Genomic DNA, 19,722 nt, shown 5'->3' on the forward strand with positions numbered 1-19,722 from the left:
TAAAGCACCGCGGTTTCGGGGCCGGAATACATCGGATGATCATGCCTGACGGGCGGCGGCCTCGATCATGGATGGGGGGCGTCGAACCGGCCGGCGTGTTCCGCGGGCGGGTCGCGCAGGAAGCTTCGGCGCTGCGATGGGGGGCACGGGCCTCGTTCAGGCGATCGCCCGGCGAAGGAGACGGAGGCAGGCCCGGCCGCCTCCGCCCCTCGCGGGGTCAGTCGTCGTTCGACGGCGGCTCGGCGTAGCGGGCCAGGTAGAGCTGCTCGCCCAGGCTGCGGATCAGCCCGAGCTCCGTCTCCAGGTAGTCGATGTGCTCTTCCTCGTCCTTGAGGATGTCCTCGAAGATGTTGGCCGAGGTGATGTCGCCCTTCTCACGCATGAGCTGGATCCCGGGACGCAACCGCTGCACCACCGACATCTCCACCTCGAGGTCGGCCTTGAGCTGCTCCTCGACGGTCTGGCCGATGTGCAGCGTGCCCAGCCGCTGGTAGTTGGGCAGGCCCTCCAGGAAGAGGATGCGATCGGTGAGGCGCTCGGCGTGGCGCATCTCGTCGATCGACTCGTAACGCGTGTGCTCGGCGAGCTTCGTGTAACCCCAGTTCTCCTGCATCTTGGAGTGCAGGAAGTACTGGTTGATCGCGGTGAGCTCCGCGGTCAGTTGTTCGTTGAGCAATTCGATGATCTGCTTGTCGCCCTGCATAACGGGCTCCCCATCGCTATCCGGCTATGCGGTCGTCAGTTCTTCAGACCGCTTCAGGATCGCACAGATCTTCCGTACACAACGGGCACAGTCACCACCGGCACCAGTGGTGTCGCGGATCTGCTTCGCGCTCTTCGCCCCGGAGGCGATGCAGTCGTGCACCTCATTCTCGGTCACAGCACGACAAACGCACACGTACATCCGGGGACTGGCCTCTCACGAAGGGGACGATGCCTTTAGGTTAGGCACACCTAAGGTAACCCACTTTGGTAAGGCTTGCCTACGTTGGGTGGGTCACATTCGGCTGTCCCCCGCCGTCAGTGGCCTCTGGCGATCCACTCCTCCAGGTGCGGGGCCTCCGCGCCGATCAGGGTCGAATCGCCGTGCCCGGTGTGCACGACCGTCTCCGCCGGCAGCGTCAGGAGCCGGTCCCTGATCGACTCGATGATCGTCCCGAACGAGCTGAAAGAACGGCCCGTCGCCCCCGGGCCACCCTTGAACAGCGTGTCGCCGCTGAACACGGCCCCCAGCTCGGCGCCGTACACGCAGACCGCGCCGGGCGAGTGGCCGGGCGTGTGCAGGATCTCCAGGGCGGCGCCGCCGACGGTCAGCTTCTCGCCGTCGGCCAGCGGCTCGTACGTCACCTCAGGCCCGTACACCTGCTCCCACAACACCTGGTCGGCCGGGTGCAGCCGGATCGGCGCCCCGGTACGGGCGGCCAGGTCGCGGGCGGCGTTGATGTGGTCGTTGTGCGCGTGCGTGCAGACGATGGCCCGCACCGCGCGCCCGCCCACCCGCTCGGCGATCGGCGCGGCGTCGTGAGCGGCGTCGATCACCACGACCTCACGGGCGTCGCCGACCAGCCAGACGTTGTTGTCGACGTCCCAGGTGCCGCCGTCCAGCGAGAACGTGCCCGAGGTGATGACCCGGTCGATCATTGCCCTGCCTCCTGACCGGGCCGGGCCCGGTGAACGCCGTGATGGATGTCCTCGCCGTGCCGCGGAGCCGTCACAGCACCACCACCGAGCGCAGCACCTCTCCGCGGTGCATCTTGCCGAACGCCTCCTCGACCTGGTCGAGCGCGATCGTCTCGGACACGAACTTGTCCAGCGGCAGCCGGTTCTGCAGGAACAGGTCGATCAGCATCGGGAAGTCGCGGCTCGGCAGGCAGTCGCCGTACCAGGACGACTTGAGCGCGCCGCCGCGGCCGAACACGTCGAGCAGCGGCAGGTCGATGCGCATCTCGGGGGTCGGCACGCCGACCAGGACGACCGTGCCGGCCAGGTCGCGGGCGTAGAACGCCTGCTCGTACGTCTCCGGGCGGCCGACCGCCTCGATCACCACGTCGGCGCCGTTGCCGCCGGTCAGGTCGCGGATCGCCTCGACCGGGTCGTTCGCGCGGGAGTTGACCGTGTGCGTGGCGCCGAAGTCGCGGGCCCACTCCAGCTTGCGGTCGTCCACGTCCACCGCGATGATCTTGGAGGCGCCGGCCAGCGAGGCGCCCAGGATGGCCGCGTCGCCGACGCCGCCGCAGCCGATGACCGCCACGCTGTCGCCGCGGGTCACGCCGCCGGTGTTGACCGCCGCGCCGATGCCGGCCATCACGCCGCACCCCAGCAGGCCCGCGACCTGCGCCGGAGCCTCGGCCGAGACCTTGGTGCACTGGCCGGCCGCGACCAGCGTCTTCTCCAGGAACGCGCCGATGCCGAGCGCGGGCGACAGCTCGGTGCCGTCCTTGAGCGTCATCTTCTGCTTGGCGTTGTGGGTGGCGAAGCAGTACCACGGGCGGCCACGCAGGCAGGCCCGGCACTGACCGCACACCGCGCGCCAGTTGAGGATGACGTAGTCGCCGGGCGCCAGGCCGGTGACGCCCGCGCCGACCGCCTCGACGACGCCCGCCGCCTCGTGCCCCAGCAGGAACGGGTAGTCATCGCTGATCCCGCCCTCCCGATAGTGCAGGTCGGTGTGGCACACGCCGCACGCCTGCACGTTCACCACGGCCTCACCCGGACCTGGGTCCGGCACGAGCACCGTTTCGAGAGAGACTTCCTGACCCTTGCCCCGGGCGACGACGCCCTGCACTTCGTACGGCATGCCAGTCATCTTGTGTCAGGAGGATGATCTCCGCAAGACATACGGCTGCACCACGCCGAGGCCCCTCGCCGGACGGCGTCTGAGCTTGTGCAACGCGTACGGCCCCCGGGAGATCCCGCCGGCCAGCTCGCCGTCCACCAGGATCGTGCCGGGACGGGCGATGGCCGTGAGCCGGGCGGCCAGGTTGACAGTCGTGCCGAAGACGTCGCCCATCATCGGCACCACCGGGCCGTAAGCCATCCCGATCCGCAGTTCCTCGGTCTCGACCAGGTCGAGGGCGATGGCCGCGGCCTGCTCCGGGCTCCGGGCGGTGAACAGCACCTCGTCGCCCAGCGTCTTGACCAGCCGGGCCCCGTGGGTGGCGACCACGTCGGAGGCCCGCGACTCGAACCCCTCCACCAGCCCGGCCAGCTCCTTCTCGGCGAGCTCGCGGCTGCGCCGGGTGAACGACACCAGGTCCGCGAACCCCACCGCCATCGGCACCCTGGTCGGCACCAGCTCGTCGTTGACGTCGGCGATGGCCAGCAGGCGGGTGCCGGCGGCGGCGAGCTGGGCCCGCCAGACGTGGATGAGCACGTGCTCGAAGTCGGGCAGCAGCCCCTGGGCGGTGTCGAGCACCGAGGCGAGATCGCGCCCGGACGGCTCGGGCGGCAACATCGTGCCGATCATGATCTCGGCCTGCCACTGCGCCAGCCTGGCGGTGGTCTGGCCGAGCGCGCGGGCCATCCGGATGACCGTCTGCTCGTCGAGCAGGCCGCCGTCGAGCATGCGGCGGACCCGGCGCAGCGCGTTGACGTCGGCCTCGGTGAAGGCGACGGCGTCGTCGGCGCGCTGCGCGAAGCCGAGCGCGCGCCAGATGCGCTCGGCGAGTTCGCGCGGCACGCCGCTCTCGGCGGCGACCTCCGCCCGCGTGTACCGGGGCGGCAGGCCGATCAGCAGTCGCTCGATCTCCTCGGCGCTCGGGCGTCCGGGACGGGCTTGGCTCACCCGAGGAGGCTACTTCAGCGCCCGTCGATCTCGCCGTCGGAGGCGTCCTCGACGAGCCGGAACAGGTCGGTGCGCACGTCCTGGATCCTCGGGATGTCCTTCAGCACGATCTCGCCCCGGTCACCGGCCGACTCGACCGTCAGCGTGCCGCAGCCGAGCAGCCGCTCGGCGAGGGTCTGGTCGGAGCTCACCGTGTTGACCTTGGCGATCGGGATCTCGTCGGTCGACTTGTTGAGCACGCCCGTGCTGATCGTGAAGCGGTGGGTGGTGAGCACGTAGCCGGTGTTCTTCCACTGCAGGTACGGCACGAACGACCAGATCGTGAGCAGGATGAGCCCGACGACGACCACCGCGATCCTGGCGTAGTTCGCGTACTCGAAGTCGCCCGGGATGAAGTACAGGCCCGCGCCCGAGGCGGCGGCGAAGAGGATCAGCGCGACGAAGGGGACGATGAGCCGCTTCCAGTGGGGATGGAAGGATCGCACGCGACGCTCACCCTGCGTCAGATGATGATCGGGAAGGGTCATGGGCAGCAATCGTGCCACCATCCACCCGGCGAGGGCCATTCCCGTGCCCGTACTGCGACGTTCCCGTATCGCGGCGTTCCGTGTCGCGGTGTTCAGCCGACGGCCCGCACGTGCACGACGTCGCCCGCGCTCAGCGTGTGCCGCCGGCCGCCAGACTCCACCTGGAGGTGCCCGAAGCCGTCCACGCCGATCGCCTGCCCGATCAGCGTCTGGTCGCCGGGCAGCTCGACCCTGACCTGGCGGCCGACCGTGGCACTGGCGGCGAGGTAGGCCGAGCGCAGCCCCGACGCCTCCGCGTCGCCCCCGGCCCGCGTCCAGTCGCGGTAGTGGCTCTCGACCTCCCTGAGCACGGCACGCAGCAGCGGGTCTCGGTCGAGGCAGGCCGCCTCCTCGATGGCCAGTGAGGTGGCCGTCTCGACGGGGAGCTCGTCGGGCCGGAGCGTGACGTTCATGCCCATGCCGATGACGATGGCGTCGTCGGCCCGCTCGGCCAGCACCCCGGCCAGCTTGCGCTCGCCGATCAGCAGGTCGTTGGGCCATTTGAGGCGCACGTCGACCTCCGCCAGGCGGCGCACGGCCGAGGCGGCGGCCACGCCGTACAGCAGGGTCAGCCAGCCCTGCCGGACCGCCGGCACGTCCGGCCGCAGCAGGATCGAGAACGTCAGCCCGGAGCGCGGCGGCGCCGACCAGGCGCGGCCCAGCCGCCCGCGACCGGCCCGCTGCGCCTCCGCGACCAGCACCGTTCCCTCGGGAGCGCCCTCCTTGGCGGTTCCGGCCAGGTCGGCGTTCGTGGAGCCGGTGGCGTCGACGACGGTGACACCGGTCCACAGCGAGCCCGGACGGACCAGCGCCCGGTTGAGTGCCGCCTCGGACAGCGGCGGACGGTCGAGGTCGGAGTAGCGTGAGTCGGCCATCCCCCTATCTTCGCTGATGGCCGGTGCGCGGAAGAGGCAAGATGAAGGGGTGAAGACGCGTCCCGGCCCGAGCACCCGCACCAGGATCACCGAGTTGTCCGGCTCGGCCGTCAGGCAGCGACGCGACGACCTCGCCACCGAGGAGCCGCTGGAGATCCGCCTCACCGCGCCCGACGGCGCGCGCAAGACGGTGGCGATCACCATGCGCACGCCGGGGCACGACTTCGAGCTGGCCGCCGGGTTCCTGAACGGCGAGGGCCTGGCGGGGCCGGGTGACATCGCCTCGATCGCGTACTGCACCGACGAGGACCTCCCGCCGGAGGCCCGCTACAACACGGTCACGGTGCGCCTGCGCGGCCCTTTGCCCGACCTGCCCGCGCTCGACCGCCATTTCCTCACCTCCAGCGCGTGCGGCGTCTGCGGCTCGGCCAGCCTCGACGCGCTGCGCGACCGGTGCGCGGCCGTCCCGGCCGGGCGGCTCAGGCTGACCCCGTCGCAGCTCTACGGGCTGCCCGGCGCGTTGCGCGCGGCCCAGGGCGTGTTCGGCAAGACGGGCGGGCTGCACGCCGCCGGGCTGTTCACGGCCGCCGGCACCCTCACGGCGGCGCGCGAGGACGTGGGCCGCCACAACGCGGTGGACAAGCTGGTCGGCTGGGCCTCGCTGGGCGGGCGGCTGCCGCTGGCCGAGCACGTGCTCGTGGTGAGCGGGCGGGCCAGCTACGAGATCATGCAGAAGGCGCTGGCCGCGGGCGTCCCGGTGGTGTGCGCGGTGTCGGCGCCGTCGTCGCTGGCGGTGGAGCTGGCCAGGGAGTTCGGCCTGACGCTGGTGGGTTTCCTGCGCGAGGAGCGTTGCAACGTGTACGCGGGCGCGGAGCGGATCGCGGTCTGAGACCAAGTGTGGAATGAATCGTTCCGTTCTGCTATTCTGGAACAGAACAAAGCGTTCCGATCCATTCAAGGAGTTCCGGCATGAGCGCCATCGCCCCCTTCCGCGTCGAGATCCCGCAGAGCGACCTCGACGACCTCCAGGCCCGGCTCGCCCTGACCCGCTTCGCCGACGAGATCCCCGGCGCCGGCCAGGGCGTCGGCGTCGAGCGGGTCAAGCGCCTGGTCGGCCACTGGCGCGACGGGTTCGACTGGCGGGCGCTGGAGGCCGGCCTCAACGCGTATCCGCAGTTCACCACCGAGATCGACGGGCAGAACATCCACTTCCTGCACGTCCGCAACGACGACCCCGACGCGCTCGCGCTCATCCTCACCCACGGCTGGCCCGGCTCGATCGTCGAGTACCTCAGGGCCGTCGAGCCGCTGTCACGCCACTTCCACCTGGTCATCCCGTCGCTGCCCGGCTACGGCTTCTCCGGCCCCACCCGCGAGCTGGGCTGGAACAACCAGCGCATCGCCAGGGCCTGGGCCGAGCTGATGATCCGCCTCGGCTACGAGCGCTACGGCGCGGTCGGCAACGACGCCGGCTCGATGATCTCCCCCGAAGTCGGCAGGGTCGCCCCGGAGCACGTGGTGGGCGTGCACGTCACCCAGCTCTTCTCGTTCCCCTCGGGCGACCCGGCCGAGTTCGCGGACCTGAGCGAGGAGGACCAGGCCGGGCTGGCGGTCCTCGAGCGCTTCTGGAACGAGATGGGCGCGTTCAACGTGCTGCACTCGCAGCAGCCGCAGACGCTCGCGCACGCCGTCACCGACTCCCCCGCCGGCCTCGTCGGCTGGCTGGCCCAGCTCTTCGACGAGGACCTCGACGACGAGTTCGTGGTGGCGAACGCGGCCGTGCACTGGTTCACCGGCACGGCTGCCTCGGCGCTCCGGCTCTACTGGGAGAACGCGCGTGCCGAGCAGCCCAAGGAGCCGACGACCGTGCCGACGGCGCTGGCCATGGGCGAGGGCGACTTCACCTCGATGCGCCGCTTCGCCGAGCGCGACCACACCGGCATCACCTCATGGAAGACGCTGCCGGCCCCGGCCCACGGCCACTACACGGCGCATACCGCCACGGAGGCGCTCACCTCGGACATCATCGAATTCTTCCGCGACCGCGACTGACCGGGAGCGGGAGCGGCCCGGCGGCCCCCGCTCCCGGCGGGCTCAGCCGGTGTTCTGCAGACCGGCCGCCACCCCGTTCACCGACAGCAGCAGCAGCGTGGAGAGCCGGTCGCGCTCCTGGTCCGACGGGTTGCCCGTGCGCAGCGCGCGCAGGGCCCTGAGCTGGAGATGCGACAGCGCGTCCACGTACGGGTCGCGGAGCTGGACGGCCCGCGAGAGCACCTTGCGGTTCTCCAGCAGCCGCTTATGCCCCGTGACCTGCAGCACCAGCTCACGGGTGCGGTCGTACTCCTCCAGCACCTGCCGGCTGAAGTCCTCCCTGCCGCCCAGCGCCAAATAGCGCTCGGCGATGGAGCGGTCGGTCTTGGCCAGCGACATTTCCGCGTTGTCCAGCATCACGTTGAACAGCGGCCACTCCGCGTACGCCGCCCGCAGCTCGTCCAGCGAGTCCACCGAGGCCAGGCCGGCGCCGAGGCCGTACCAGCCGGGCAGGTTGACGCGGGTCTGGGCCCAGGCGAAGACCCAGGGGATGGCCCGCAGGTCGTCCAGCGAGCGCGGCGCGCCCAGGCCGCGACGGGCCGGGCGGGAACCGAGCCGCAGCGCGCCGATCTCCTCCAGCGGGCTGACCAGGCCGAACCACTCGGGGAAGCCCGGCGCCTCCGTGAGCGCGCGATAGGCCCGCTCCGAGGCCGTGGCCACCTGCTCGGCCAGGCCGCGGAAGCGTTCGGCGGCGGTCGCGGTGCGTGTGCCGACCGTGGGCGAGGAGGCCAGCAGGACGGCGTTGGCCACCTGCTCCAGGTGACGGCGGGCGATGGCGATGTGGCCGTACCGGGCGAAGATGACCTCGCCCTGCTCGGTGACCTTGAACCGGCCCGCGACCGAGCCGGGGGCCTGGGCCAGCACCGCGCGGTTGGCCGGGCCGCCGCCGCGGCCCAGCGCGCCGCCCCGTCCGTGGAACATGCGCAGCCGTACGTCGTGCTCGGCGGCCCAGGCGGTCAGCGCCTCCTGCGCCTCGTACAGCCGCAGCGTGGCGGCGGCGGGGCCGAGTTCCTTGGCCGAGTCGGAGTAACCGAGCATGATCTCCATGCGCCGCCCGGTGGCGGCCAGCCGCCGCCCCACCTCCGGGATGTCGAGCATGCCGGTCAGCACGCCGGGCGAGTTGGCGAGGTCCTGGCCGGACTCGAACAGCGGCACCACGTCGAGCACCGGAGCGCGCTCGCCGAGCGCGTGCCTGGCCAGCTCGTACACGGCCGCGATGTCGTCGGCGGAGCGGGTGAAGGAGACCACGTAGCGGGAGCAGGCGGTGACGCCGAAGCGTTCCTGGATCCAGCCGATCACCCTGATCGTGGCCAGGACCTCCTCGGTGCGCTCCGACAGCTCGCCGCCGGCCCGCAGCTCCTCCAGGGCCGCCGCGTGCACCTGGGAGTGCTGGCGCACCTCCAGCTCCGCCAGGTGGAAGCCGAACGTCTCCACCTGCCAGATGAGGTGCTGCAACTCCCCGTACGCCTGCCGCGGCGCCGAGGCGGCCAGCGACTCCTGGGCCAGCCTGAGATCGGCCAGCAGCTCGGCGGGCGAGCGGTAGGCGAGGTCGAGGTCGCGCCGGTGCGTGGCGGCGATGCGCGCGGCCACGAACAGCAGCCACTGCCGGTGCGGCTCCCGCGGCGAGCGGGTGGCCAGCTCGGAGACCACGTCGGGGTGGGCGTCCACGGCCGCCGCCAGCGACGTCCGCAGCTCCGCCGAGCACGGCGCGAACTGGGCGGAGGCGGTGAGCGTGCGGGCGATGCGGGTGCAGGCGGTCTCGAGTGCCGTCAGCACGTGCTCGGACTGGATCTGGATGGTCTCGCGGGTGACCTTGGAGGTGACGTTGGGGTTGCCGTCGCGGTCGCCGCCGATCCAGCTTCCGTACCGGATGAACGGCCTGGCCAGCGGCGGCCGGGTGCCGGTGCGCTCGTCGAGCGCGGCGTCGAGCGAGCGGTAGACCTGCGGGACCATGCGGAACAGCGTCTCGTCGAAGGCGGCCATGGCGGTGCGCACCTCGTCGAGCGGGTCCAGCTTGGACGCGCGGAGCTGGGCGGTGCGCCACAGGAGGTCGATCTCCTCCAGCATGCGCCGCTTGCTCTCGGCGCGCTCGGAGGCCCCGCGGCCCGGCGCGTTGTACTCGGTGAGCTGGCCGCTGACGCGCTGGATGGCGGTGACGACGGCGCGCCTGCGCGCCTCCGTCGGGTGCGCGGTGAGCACCGGGTGCAGCTCCAGACCGGCCAGCAGTTCGGTGACGCGCTCGTGCCCCAGCTCGTGCACGGCCTGCGCCAGCGACTCGCGCTGCACCCTGCCCTCGGCGTCGCGCTCCCGGAGCGTACGGATTCGGTAGTGTTCCTCGGCCAGGTTGGCCAGGTGGAAATAGCAGGTGAACGCACGGGCCACGGCCACGGCCCGCTCGATCTCCCATCCGGCGACCATCTCGGTGATCACGTCGGCCGAGATCTCACCCCTGCGCGCGGCGATGACCGCCTTGCGCAGACGTTCGACATCGGCCAGCAGGTCTTCGCCGCCCTGTTCGGCGAGGACCTGGCCGAGCAGTTTGCCCAGCAGACGCACATCGTGACGTAGCTCGTCCGGCATCTCGGTTACGGCGGCACTGCGACGCTCGAGCCCCTGGTCAATCATGTTTCGAAGGGTACCGAGTCGATTCCGGCCGCCGCAGACCGGTCTCGGGTATTGGACTAGACCACTGGTCCGGTGGGTTTCGACACCGCCGCGAGCAGTTCCGGCGTCCGCGCGAAGCCGATCCGCGCGGCCAGCCGCCGGCCGAGCGTCTCCATCAGCAGCCCGTAGCACGGCGCGAGCACGCACACCCAGGTGAACCCGAGCAGCAGCGGCACCACGAACGGCAGCGTCAGCAGCGCGATCCCCATCATGGAGCCCATGGAGGAGGCGAAGGCCACCCCGCCCTGGCCGGGCGCGGCGCCGCTGAAGGCGTTCATCCGCTCGGGCATCGTGTACGGCAGCACCACGCTGACCACGGACCCCACGCCGAACCCGATCCCCAGCGCTCCCCACCCCGCCAGCATCGCGGGCAGGATCGCGGCCGGATGGCCGGTGAGCAGGCCGGTGGCGACCGCGACCACGCCCAGCAGCGGCACCGCGATCAGCGCGCCGGCCAGGTGCCGCCCGGCCAGGTCGGTGGCCAGGCCGCGCTCGGAGCCGAAGGCGACGGCGTTCATCCACAACGAGCGGCCGTCGACGCCGAACGCGTTGGCCGACTGCATCGCGATCAGCAGCGCGGCCAGGGAGGTCAGCAGGATGGGCAGCCCGGCCACGCCCCCGCCCGTGCGGGTCAGCGAGAACGACAGCACAACCGTGACCAGGAGCGCGCTGAACCAGCCCATGCGGTAGCGGGGCTCGCGCCTGATGTACTTCAGCTCCTTGGTCACCACCGCCGCCAGCGGACCGTCGGGCAGGAACCGGTCGGCCAGGCCGCTCTCCCCGCGTACGGCCGCGGCCTGGGTGGAGGCGTCGGACGTGACCAGGGCGCGGCCGAGCACCTTGATCCACAACCAGGCCAGCAGCACGACGAGCAGCGCGCCGGACACCACCTCGGCCAGCGCGAGCGCGCCGCCGTCGGCGATGGCGTGGGCCAGCATGCCGGGCGGGGTCCAGCGCAGCACGGCCGCCATCCGGTGCAGCATGGCGGCCGGGTCGCCGCTCCCGCCGTTCATCAGCAGGTTGGGCAGTTGCGCGAGCAGCACGACGAACAGCGCGGCCAGGGCCAGCGCGTCGCGCCCGCGCCGGCTGCGCAACGCGCTCGACAGCGCCGTGGTGATCAGCCGGGACGTCACCACGCACAGCGCGAACTGCACCAGCACGGCCGGCACCCCCAGCAGCCAGCCGCCCGCGCCGGAGGCCAGCCCGACCAGCGCGCCGAACATGACGATCAGCATCGCCGCCGGCCAGACGCCGGTCACGGACGCGGTGAACATGCCGATCGCCAGCCGCCGCGTGCCCAGCGGGAACAGCGACAGCTTGGCCGGGTCGAGCGTGTCGTCGAGGCCGAACGCCATCAGCGGCACGACCATCCAGCCGAACAGGAAGGCGGAGAAGGCCACGATCACGAGCGAGGAGGCGATGTCCGGGGGCGCCAGCCGCAGCAGGCTCATGAGGAAGAAGCCGAGCGCGGCCAGCCCGGCGGCGGCGACGAGGGTGAAGACGAAGCCGATCTTGCGCTGCAGGTCGCCGCGCAGGTTGCCGGCCATCAGCCGCAGCTTGAGCTGGGCGAAGAGCACGACGGTGGTCATCGCTCGCCTGCCTCGGGCAGCCCGGAGCCGAGCCAGCTCAGGCTCTGCCCGCCCTCCGTGGACGAGCTGCCGACGAGTTCGAGGAACGCCTGGTTGAGCGAGGGACGATCGCCGCGTACGTCCGCGAGCGGGCCCTGCGCCACGATCTGCCCCGCGCTCATCACCGACACCCAGTCGCACAGCCGCTCGACCAGGTCCATCACGTGGCTGGAGAAGATGACCGTGGAGCCGGAGGCGGTGAAGCGCCGCAGCACCTCGGTCAGCGTGTTGGCGCTGACCGGGTCGACGCCCTCGAACGGCTCGTCGAGGAAGAGCACGGACGGGTTGTGCAGCAGCGCCGCGGCCAGGCCGATCTTCTTGCGCATGCCGGTGGAGTAGTCGACCACGAGCTTGCCGGCGGCCCCGGTCAGGTCCATCACGGCCAGCAGTTCGTCCGCGCGCTGTTCGACGTCGGCCTTGGGCAGGCCGCGCAGCCTGCCGTTGTAGACGAGCAGTTCGCGCCCCGACAGCCGTTCGAACAGGCGCAGCCCCTCGGGCAGCACCCCGATGCGCGCCTTGACCTCGATCGGGTCGCGCCAGACGTGGAAGCCGTCGACCTCGGCGGAGCCGCCGTCGGGCCGCAGCAGGCCGGTGATCATGCTGAGGGTGGTGGTCTTGCCCGCGCCATTGGGGCCGACCAGGCCGGCGAAGCTCCCGGACGGGACCACGAGGTCCACCCCCGCGACGGCGACCTGCTGCCCGTAGCGCTTGACCAGGCCGTGGGTGCGAACCGCGTCAGACATGGCTCCACTCTAGGAGGAGGGGTTAGCCTTGCGCGCATGAGCACTGCGGAGGCGATGCCGGAGAAGCCGGATATTCACACCACCGCTGGAAAGATCGCCGACCTTGAGCGGCGACTCGACGAGGCCGTGCACGCGGGCTCGGCGGCGGCGGTGGACAAGCAGCACGCCAAGGGCAAGATGACGGCCAGGGAGCGGGTGCTGTCGCTGCTGGACGAGGGCTCGTTCGTGGAGTTCGACGAGTTCGCCAGGCACCGGTCCACGATGTTCGGGCTCGACGAGCGGCGGCCGTACGGCGACGGCGTCATCACCGGCCACGGCACGGTCGACGGCCGGCAGGTGTGCGTGTTCTCCCAGGACGTGACCGTGTTCGGCGGCTCGCTCGGCGAGGTTTACGGCGAGAAGATCGTCAAGGTGCTGGACCTGGCGATCAAGACCGGCTGCCCGATCATCGGCATCAACGAGGGCGGCGGCGCGCGCATCCAGGAGGGTGTGGTGGCGCTCGGCCTGTACGCGGAGATCTTCAAGCGCAACGTGCACGCCTCCGGCGTCATCCCGCAGATCTCGCTCATCATGGGCGCGGCGGCCGGCGGCCACGTCTACTCGCCCGCGCTGACCGACTTCGTGGTGATGGTGGACCAGACGTCCCACATGTTCATCACGGGGCCCGACGTGATCAAGACGGTGACCGGCGAGGAGGTCACGTTCGAGGAGCTCGGCGGGGCCCACGCGCACAACACCAAGTCGGGCGTGGCCCACTACCAGGCCGCCGACGAGGACGACGCGCTCGAGTACGTCAAGGCGCTGCTGTCCTACCTGCCGTCGAACAACCTCGACGAGGCCCCGATGTACGAGGCCGCCGCCGACCTCGGTCCCGACCCCGAGCTGGATGAGCTGATCCCCGACTCGCCGAACCAGCCGTACGACATGCACCAGGTGATCGAGCACGTGCTGGACGACGGGGAGTTTCTGGAGGTCCACGCGCTGTTCGCGCCGAACATCGTGGTCGGGTACGGCCGGGTGGACGGCCAGCCGGTGGGCGTCGTGGCCAACCAGCCCATGCATTTCGCCGGATGTCTAGATATCAACGCATCCGAGAAGGCTGCCAGATTTATTCGAACATGTGATGCCTTTAATATTCCTATCCTGACTTTTGTTGATGTCCCGGGTTTCCTTCCCGGCACCGATCAGGAATGGAACGGAATCATCCGCCGCGGGGCCAAGCTCCTGTACGCCTACGCCGAGGCCACCGTCCCCTTGATCACGGTCATCACCCGCAAGGCGTACGGCGGCGCGTACGACGTCATGGGCTCCAAGCACCTCGGCGCGGACGTGAACCTCGCCTGGCCCACCGCGCAGATCGCGGTCATGGGCGCGCAGGGCGCGGTCAACATCCTGCACCGGCGCCGCCTGGCCACCGCCGCCGACCCCGACGCCGAGCGGGCGCAGCTCGTCACCGAGTACGAGGACACGCTGGCCAACCCGTACATCGCGGCGGAGCGCGGTTATGTGGACTCGGTGATTCGGCCATCCGAAACCCGGCCGCAAGTCGTCAGGGCGCTGCGGGCGCTGCGGAACAAGCGGGAGACACTGCCGCCCAAGAAGCATGGGAACATCCCGCTGTGACCGGCCATCTGCGCATTGTCCAAGGTGACGCCACGCCCGAGGAGATCGCGGCACTGGCGGCCGTCCTCGCGTCCCGGCGCGCCGAACCGGAGACGCCTCCCCAACCGCCGCGAAGACAAACATGGCGAAACCCAGCTAGAGCTATGCGTAAGCCTGTCGTCCCAGGGAAGTCGGCATGGCGGATGAGCGCACTACCCTAGATAGATCCTGGGAATCGGGTGTCAAGTTCCCCGGGAGTTGGGACTATCTAGAGAAAGTAGGCGTATATAGTCGGCCGATCAACTAACACCGCGGCCTGGAGGACGACATGGCCATCCCAGACCTCATGCCGCATCCTGTGGCAGCCAAGTACGCCGTCCTAGTGGATGTCGGTTATCTGTACGCTGCGGCAGGTGAAGTGCTGCTCGGCGCGAAGGAGCGCAAGGAATATCGGGTGGCCGCCGATGAGCTCATCCAGAGTCTACAGAAACATGCAGAGGAACGTATTTCCGGCGAACTTCTGCGGATCTATTGGTATGACGCAGCCCGTGACCGCGTGCCCACCGTCGACCAGCGGGTCATCGCTCAGCTTCCCTGGGTCAAGGTGCGACTCGGCAACCTGAACGCCCGTGGTCAGCAGAAGGGTGTCGACGCGCAGATCCGGAGTGATCTGGAGGCTCTGGCCAGGCATCATGCGGTCACCGACACGATCCTGCTGGCCGGTGACGAGGACATGGTCCCGGCGGTCGAGGCGGCACAGGCGTACGGCGTGCGCATCCACCTGTGGGGCGTCGAACCGCCTTACGGCACCAACCAGGCCGAACGCCTGGTGTGGGAGTCCGACACCGTCGAAGTGATCAGCGCAGATTTCCTAAGACCGTTTTTCAGCCGTGCTCCGCAACCCGTTCCGGTCACCCCGCCCGCCGCCGCTCCCTCGCCCGCGCAGGTCTTCGCCGGGCGCGCGCCCGTCAAACCGCACGCCAAACCCGGCCAGGTCGCCAAGCTGGGGCCGAGCAGACCCCGCGTGGAGGACGTCGGTGAGCACGTGGCCCAGAAGTGGATCCTCACCCGTGGCCGCGACAACATCCGCGACCTCCTGCCGGGGCCGATCCTGCCGACCGTCATCGACACCGAGTTGCTGATCGAGGCGGAGAAGGAGCTCGGGCACTCGCTGCGGCCCTACCCGGAGGCCCGGGTGTGGCTGCGTGACGGGTTCTGGGCGCGGGTCTACCGGGAGTTCGACCTCGGGGTCGGGGTCTCCTCCAAGTGACCGTCCGCGATCGGGGCGCGGGGTCGCCGCGCCCCCTGTCCGGGGCCGTCACGGTGATGTCTGATTTCCGCCAGTCGGCCCTCTTGGGTAGGACATACGCTCGGAGGCATGTCACCGCTCGAGCTTGATTTCGACTCCTGTTACCGGGCCGTCTCCGCCAGGGACGCCCGGTTCGACGGACGTTTCTACACGGCGGTGACGACGACGCGCATCTACTGCCGTCCGATCTGCCCGGCGCGCACGCCCGCGTCCCGCAACGTGCGCTTCTACCGGCACGCGGCGTCGGCGGAGGCCGCCGGCTTCCGTCCCTGCAAGCGCTGCCGCCCCGAGCTGTCGCCCGGCGACCCCGGCTGGGACGCGCGCGGCGACCTCGTCGGACGGGCGCTGCGGCTCATCGACGACGGGGCGGCCGACGACCGGGGCGTGGCTGGGCTGGCCGAGCGGCTGCACATCACCGAGCGGCACCTGCACCGGCTGTTCGTCGCCGAACTGGGCGTCGGGCCGCTGGCGGTGGCGCGCACGAAACGGCTGCTGCTGGCCAAGCAGCTCCTGACCGAGACGGGGCTGCCGGTGACCGACGTGGCGTTCGCGGCCGGGTTCGGCAGCGTGCGGCAGTTCAACGCGACGATGCGGGAGACGTACGGCTTCACGCCGAGCGAGCTGCGCGCCACGGCCGGGCCGCGAGCGGTGGGGGCCGTCACCGAGGCCGCGACGCTGCGGCTGCGGCTGCACCGGCGCGAGCCGTACGACGCGGACGGCGTCTTCGCCTTCCTCGCCTCCCGCGCGATCCCCGGCCTGGAGGTGGCAGACCGTACGTCGTACGCCAGAACCGTGCCGGGCGGGACGATCACGCTCACCCCCCAGCGCGACCACATCGCCCTGGACGTGGCCGTGGCCGACACCCGGCAGCTCGCCCGCGTCGTGGCCCGCTGCCGCCGCCTCCTCGACCTGGACGCCGACCCCGAGGCCATCTCCGAGACCCTCGGCCAGACCTCGCTCGGCCCGCTCGTCGCGGCCCGGCCGGGGCTGCGGGTGCCGGGGACGTTCGACGGGTTCGAGCTGGCCGTGCGCGCGGTGGTGGGCCAGCAGATCTCGGTGGCCGGCGCGCGTACGCTGCTCGGCCGCGTCGTCGCCAGGGCCGCCGCGCCGGGGGACCTCTTCCCCGCCCCGGCGCACCTCCTGGAGACCGACCTGACGGGCCTCGGCCTGACCAACCGCCGCATCGACACGCTCAAGGACCTGGCCGCCCGCCTGGCCGGCGGTCGCATCGACCTGGACGGCGGGCAGGACCCCGCCGAGGCGGTGGCGGCGCTCCTGGAGGTCCGCGGCATCGGGCCGTGGACCGCCGGCTACATCGCGCTGCGGGCGCTACGCGACCCCGACGCGTGGCCCACCGGCGACCTCGTGCTCAACAAGCGCATGGCCGCCCTGGGCATGACCGACGACCACATCGAGCGGTGGCGCCCGTGGCGGGCGTACGCCGCCCTGCACCTCTGGAGTTCCTCATGATCGCTGCCCAGCTCGTACCGACGCCGGTGGGCCCGCTGGCCCTGCTGTCCCGCGAGGGAGTGCTCGTCGCCGCCGGCTTCACCCCCGAGCCGAAGGACATGTTCGTCCGGCTCACGCCCGCGCTGCAGTCCGAAGGGCTGGCGATCGTGGACGACCTCGGGGCCATGACCGAGGCCACCCGCGCCTACTTCGACGGCGACCTGGACGCCCTGGACGCCATCCCGGTCTCGCAGCCCGGCACGCCCACCCGCAAGCGGCTCCACGCGACGTTGCGCGAGGTGAAGGCCGGGACGACCGTGTCGTACGCGCAGCTCGCCGAGCGGGCGGGCATGCCCCGGACGGCGGCCAGGGCGGCCGGGTCGGCCTGCGCGCAGAACCTGATCGCACCGTTCGTGCCCTGCCATCGGGTACTGCCGACGACCGGCGGATATGGCGGGTATTACTACGGCGTTCCGGTGAAAGAGTGGCTTCTTGCCCACGAAAACGGAGGAATCGTCAACGCTTTGTAATCGCTCGACGACACTCGGTAATGTGTTCGGCATGTCACCGACATTAGAACATGAGTACCTGATCGAGCTCGTCCGCAACCGTCCCACCCTGGCCACCTCCCTCCTGGCCAGGGTGACGGACATCGAGATCCCCTACTTCGACGACGCCCAACTGGGCAACTGCGACTTCACCGACACCGTGCCGGCGGAGTTCCGGGCCGACTCGGTCGTCCTCCTGACCCGCGAGGGCAAGCCGGTGGCGGCGGTCGTGCTGGAGGTCCAGCGCGCATTCGACAAGCGCAAGCAATTCACCTGGCCCGTCTACCTGGCCACGCTGCGCTCGCGCCAGCGGTGCCCCGTGCTGCTGCTCGTCTTCTGCACGGACGGGAACACCGCTTCGGCCTGCCGCGAGCCCATCCACATGGGGCATCCCGGGTGGGTGCTCCACCCGGCCGTCGCCACTCTTCGCGACGTACCCAAGATCACCGATGTCGAGCAGGCCCGAGCCGAGCCCGAACTCGCCGCACTCTCGGCCATCGCGTACGGCAGCCTCGGGGGCGACGAGGCGTGGAAGGTGCTCCGGGCCTGGGTAGAGGCCGAGAAGAATCCGCTGGAAGGGCAGGCCAGCTATTCTGCGATTGTCCACTACCTGCTGACCAGCCCCGAAGCCGTCCAGATGTTCAAGGAGCTCGAAGTGCCCATCGGCATCCCAGAGGCCATGAGAAACCCGATCATCCGCGAGGCCGTCGAATACGGCAAGGCCAAGACGCTGCTCATGCTTCTGGACAAGCGCAACATCCACGTCCCGATCGAGGCGCAGGAGCGCATCCTCGCCTGCACCGACGAGACGACGCTGGACACCTGGATCGACCGAATCCTCACGATCACCACCGTCGATGAGCTCTTCGACTGACAACCACCCGCCCCGCGAACAGCGTGGGCAGGAGTGGGACACCATCACCTGGATCGAAGCCGCAGCGAGGCATCCCTTCATCTGCGAGTGGATCGAGTTCGGCATCACGCTGGCGGTGGAAAGTCCGACGATAGGGGGCAGCCGAAGGGACGCCCGCCGGGATACGCGCGGGCTTACCTGGACGGGTACCTACGGGGATACGCGCGCGGCCTGGCCAAGGGCCTCCTGCGGCTCCTGACCATACGGTGCATCCCGGTCCCGGTTGAGACACGGGAGCGCATCCTCGCCTGCAGCGACCTGATGACGTTGGAGGTCTGGATCGGCCGGGCCATCACCGTCACCGCCGTCGACGAATTGTTCGGCTGAAGCGGGTCAGGCGGGTGCCAGGCGGCGGGACTGGGTGCCGGCCAGGGCGGCTGCGGCGAGGCCGATGAGGCCGAGCAGGGCGGCCGTCCAGGCCGGGGCCGTGTAGCCGAGGCCGGCGTCGATGGTCAGGCCGGCGGCGAAGGAGCCGATGGCGTTGCCCAGGTTGAAGGCGCCGATGTTGGCGGCCGAGGCCAGGGTGGGCGCGCCCGCGGCGGCGTCCAGGACGCGGGTCTGCAGGGGCGGGACGGTCGCGAAGGCGGCCACCCCGAACAGGGTGATCGCGACGACGAAGGCGATCTGGCTGGCCGAGACCAGCGCCACCACCACGGCCAGCAGCGTGAGCAGGGCCACCGAGCCGTAGATGGCCGGCATGACGGCCCGGTCGGCCAGCCTGCCGCCGATCAGGTTGCCGACCACGAGCCCGACGCCGAACACCGCCATCACCACCGGCACCGTCCCCGGCGAGAAGCCGCCGACGCCGGTCATGATCGGCGCGATGAACGTGATGACGGCGAAGACCGGGGCGAAGCCGAAGACGGTCATGGCCAGCGCCAGCCAGACGCCGGCCTTGCGGAAGGTCGCGAGTTCGTGCAGCAGGCCGCCTCCCGAGGGCCGGGGTTGGCGCGGCACCAGGGCCAGGACCCCGGCGAACCCGACGACGCCGATGGCGACCACCACCCAGAACGTGGCCCGCCAGCCGAACGCCTGCCCGATCCACGTCCCCAGGGGCACGCCGAGCACGTTGGCCAGCGTCAGGCCGGTGAACATCAGGGCGATGGCGCTGGCCCGCCTGCGCGGCCCCACCAGGTCGGCGGCCACGACCGAGCCGACCCCGAAGTACGCCCCGTGGGCGAAGGCGGCCAGGAAGCGGCCGATCATGAGCACGCCGTACGAGGGGGCCAGCGCCGACAGCAGGTTGCCCGCGACGAACAGCACCATCAGGGCCAGCAGCATGGTCTTGCGCGACAACCGCCCGCCGAGCATGGTCAGCGGCGGCCCGCCGACGGCCACGCCGAGGGCGTACCCGGAGACCAGCAGGCCGGCCGCCGGGATCGTGACGCCGAAGTCGTCGGCCAGTTCGGGCAGCAGCCCGTTGATGATGAACTCCGTGGTTCCGATGCCGAAGGCGCTGATCGCCAGGGCGAACAGGGCGAGAGGCATAGAATTCTCCTCAGACGACGTTAGTGAGCGTAGGCATTATTTGCACGCGCCGACTAACTGAC

19 protein-coding genes are annotated in these 19,722 nt (G+C 70.7%); 8 read left to right on the plus strand and 11 right to left on the minus strand.

All coding sequences use genetic code 11. From position 1 onward, the window contains the following. Positions 1–217: 217 nt before the first annotated feature. The 7 genes from bfr to FAF44_RS06465 all read right to left on the minus strand — a co-directional run bounded on the left by bfr (position 218) and on the right by FAF44_RS06465 (position 5,225). Positions 218–703: a bacterioferritin gene (gene bfr / locus FAF44_RS06435; RefSeq protein ID WP_237102099.1), complete on the minus strand. Its 486-nt coding sequence runs from the start codon at positions 701–703 to the stop codon at positions 218–220. 24 nt (positions 704–727) lie between these two features. Next, positions 728–904, minus strand: a complete 177-nt coding sequence (locus FAF44_RS06440; RefSeq protein ID WP_237102100.1) for a bacterioferritin-associated ferredoxin — start codon at positions 902–904, stop codon at positions 728–730. 116 nt (positions 905–1,020) lie between these two features. Then, positions 1,021–1,641, minus strand: a complete 621-nt coding sequence (locus tag FAF44_RS06445) for an MBL fold metallo-hydrolase (RefSeq protein ID WP_237102101.1) — start codon at positions 1,639–1,641, stop codon at positions 1,021–1,023. A 70-nt stretch (positions 1,642–1,711) separates the two neighbouring features. Beyond that, positions 1,712–2,797 carry an S-(hydroxymethyl)mycothiol dehydrogenase gene (locus tag FAF44_RS06450; RefSeq protein ID WP_237102102.1) on the minus strand — a complete coding sequence of 362 codons (1,086 nt, stop codon included), beginning with the start codon at positions 2,795–2,797 and terminating at the stop codon, positions 1,712–1,714. A gap of 15 nt (positions 2,798–2,812) precedes the next feature. Beyond that, positions 2,813–3,784, minus strand: a complete 972-nt coding sequence (locus FAF44_RS06455; protein WP_237102103.1) for an adenylate/guanylate cyclase domain-containing protein — start codon at positions 3,782–3,784, stop codon at positions 2,813–2,815. A 14-nt stretch (positions 3,785–3,798) separates the two neighbouring features. Beyond that, positions 3,799–4,269, minus strand: a complete 471-nt coding sequence (locus tag FAF44_RS06460; protein WP_237102104.1) for a PH domain-containing protein — start codon at positions 4,267–4,269, stop codon at positions 3,799–3,801. A 134-nt stretch (positions 4,270–4,403) separates the two neighbouring features. After that, positions 4,404–5,225 (minus strand): biotin--[acetyl-CoA-carboxylase] ligase, encoded by an 822-nt coding sequence (locus FAF44_RS06465; RefSeq protein WP_237102105.1) that lies wholly within the window; start codon positions 5,223–5,225, stop codon positions 4,404–4,406. A 49-nt stretch (positions 5,226–5,274) separates the two neighbouring features. Here FAF44_RS06465 and fdhD point away from each other — a divergent pair, with 49 nt between their 5' ends. Both fdhD and FAF44_RS06475 read left to right on the plus strand, forming a co-directional pair. Continuing rightward, entirely contained in the window at positions 5,275–6,114 is an 840-nt protein-coding gene (gene fdhD / locus FAF44_RS06470; RefSeq protein WP_237102106.1) for a formate dehydrogenase accessory sulfurtransferase FdhD, read from the plus strand. An 80-nt stretch (positions 6,115–6,194) separates the two neighbouring features. Beyond that, the gene (locus FAF44_RS06475) at positions 6,195–7,277 is read left to right on the plus strand and encodes an epoxide hydrolase family protein (RefSeq protein ID WP_237102107.1); all 1,083 of its coding nucleotides are present in this window, start codon (positions 6,195–6,197) and stop codon (positions 7,275–7,277) included. Between the two features lie 42 nt (positions 7,278–7,319). Here the strand turns inward: FAF44_RS06475 and FAF44_RS06480 are convergent, their stop codons facing one another. The 3 genes from FAF44_RS06480 to FAF44_RS06490 are packed head-to-tail and all read right to left on the minus strand — an operon-like array spanning position 7,320 to position 12,351. Further along, entirely contained in the window at positions 7,320–9,941 is a 2,622-nt protein-coding gene (locus FAF44_RS06480; protein WP_237102108.1) for a phosphoenolpyruvate carboxylase, read from the minus strand. A gap of 56 nt (positions 9,942–9,997) precedes the next feature. Continuing rightward, positions 9,998–11,569, minus strand: coding sequence for a hypothetical protein (locus FAF44_RS06485; RefSeq protein ID WP_237102109.1), 1,572 nt, complete (start codon positions 11,567–11,569; stop codon positions 9,998–10,000). Next, a complete protein-coding gene (locus FAF44_RS06490; protein ID WP_237102110.1) occupies positions 11,566–12,351 on the minus strand; it encodes an ABC transporter ATP-binding protein in 786 nt (261 codons plus the stop codon). Before FAF44_RS06490 ends, FAF44_RS06485 begins: the two co-directional genes overlap by 4 nt. A gap of 36 nt (positions 12,352–12,387) precedes the next feature. Between FAF44_RS06490 and FAF44_RS06495 the strand changes: the two genes are divergently transcribed. From FAF44_RS06495 to FAF44_RS06520, 6 genes are all read left to right on the plus strand, one after another. Further along, positions 12,388–13,974 carry an acyl-CoA carboxylase subunit beta gene (locus FAF44_RS06495; protein WP_237102111.1) on the plus strand — a complete coding sequence of 529 codons (1,587 nt, stop codon included), beginning with the start codon at positions 12,388–12,390 and terminating at the stop codon, positions 13,972–13,974. After that, positions 13,971–14,174: an acyl-CoA carboxylase subunit epsilon gene (locus FAF44_RS06500; RefSeq protein WP_237102112.1), complete on the plus strand. Its 204-nt coding sequence runs from the start codon at positions 13,971–13,973 to the stop codon at positions 14,172–14,174. Before FAF44_RS06495 ends, FAF44_RS06500 begins: the two co-directional genes overlap by 4 nt. A 107-nt stretch (positions 14,175–14,281) precedes the next feature. Continuing rightward, entirely contained in the window at positions 14,282–15,223 is a 942-nt protein-coding gene (locus tag FAF44_RS06505; RefSeq protein ID WP_125632505.1) for an NYN domain-containing protein, read from the plus strand. A 108-nt stretch (positions 15,224–15,331) separates the two neighbouring features. Continuing rightward, positions 15,332–16,732 carry an AlkA N-terminal domain-containing protein gene (locus FAF44_RS06510; protein WP_237102113.1) on the plus strand — a complete coding sequence of 467 codons (1,401 nt, stop codon included), beginning with the start codon at positions 15,332–15,334 and terminating at the stop codon, positions 16,730–16,732. Beyond that, positions 16,729–17,241 carry a methylated-DNA--[protein]-cysteine S-methyltransferase gene (locus FAF44_RS06515; RefSeq protein ID WP_237102114.1) on the plus strand — a complete coding sequence of 171 codons (513 nt, stop codon included), beginning with the start codon at positions 16,729–16,731 and terminating at the stop codon, positions 17,239–17,241. The genes FAF44_RS06510 and FAF44_RS06515 overlap by 4 nt, the downstream gene beginning before the upstream one ends. A gap of 31 nt (positions 17,242–17,272) precedes the next feature. Then, a complete protein-coding gene (locus tag FAF44_RS06520) occupies positions 17,273–18,133 on the plus strand; it encodes a hypothetical protein (protein ID WP_237102115.1) in 861 nt (286 codons plus the stop codon). Between the two features lie 372 nt (positions 18,134–18,505). Here the strand turns inward: FAF44_RS06520 and FAF44_RS06525 are convergent, their stop codons facing one another. Next, a complete protein-coding gene (locus FAF44_RS06525; RefSeq protein ID WP_237102116.1) occupies positions 18,506–19,660 on the minus strand; it encodes an MFS transporter in 1,155 nt (384 codons plus the stop codon). Positions 19,661–19,722 lie beyond the last annotated feature (62 nt).

It is taken from the genome of Nonomuraea sp. MG754425, from assembly GCF_021699195.1.
In the GTDB taxonomy this organism is placed as follows: Bacteria; Actinomycetota; Actinomycetes; order Streptosporangiales; family Streptosporangiaceae; genus Nonomuraea.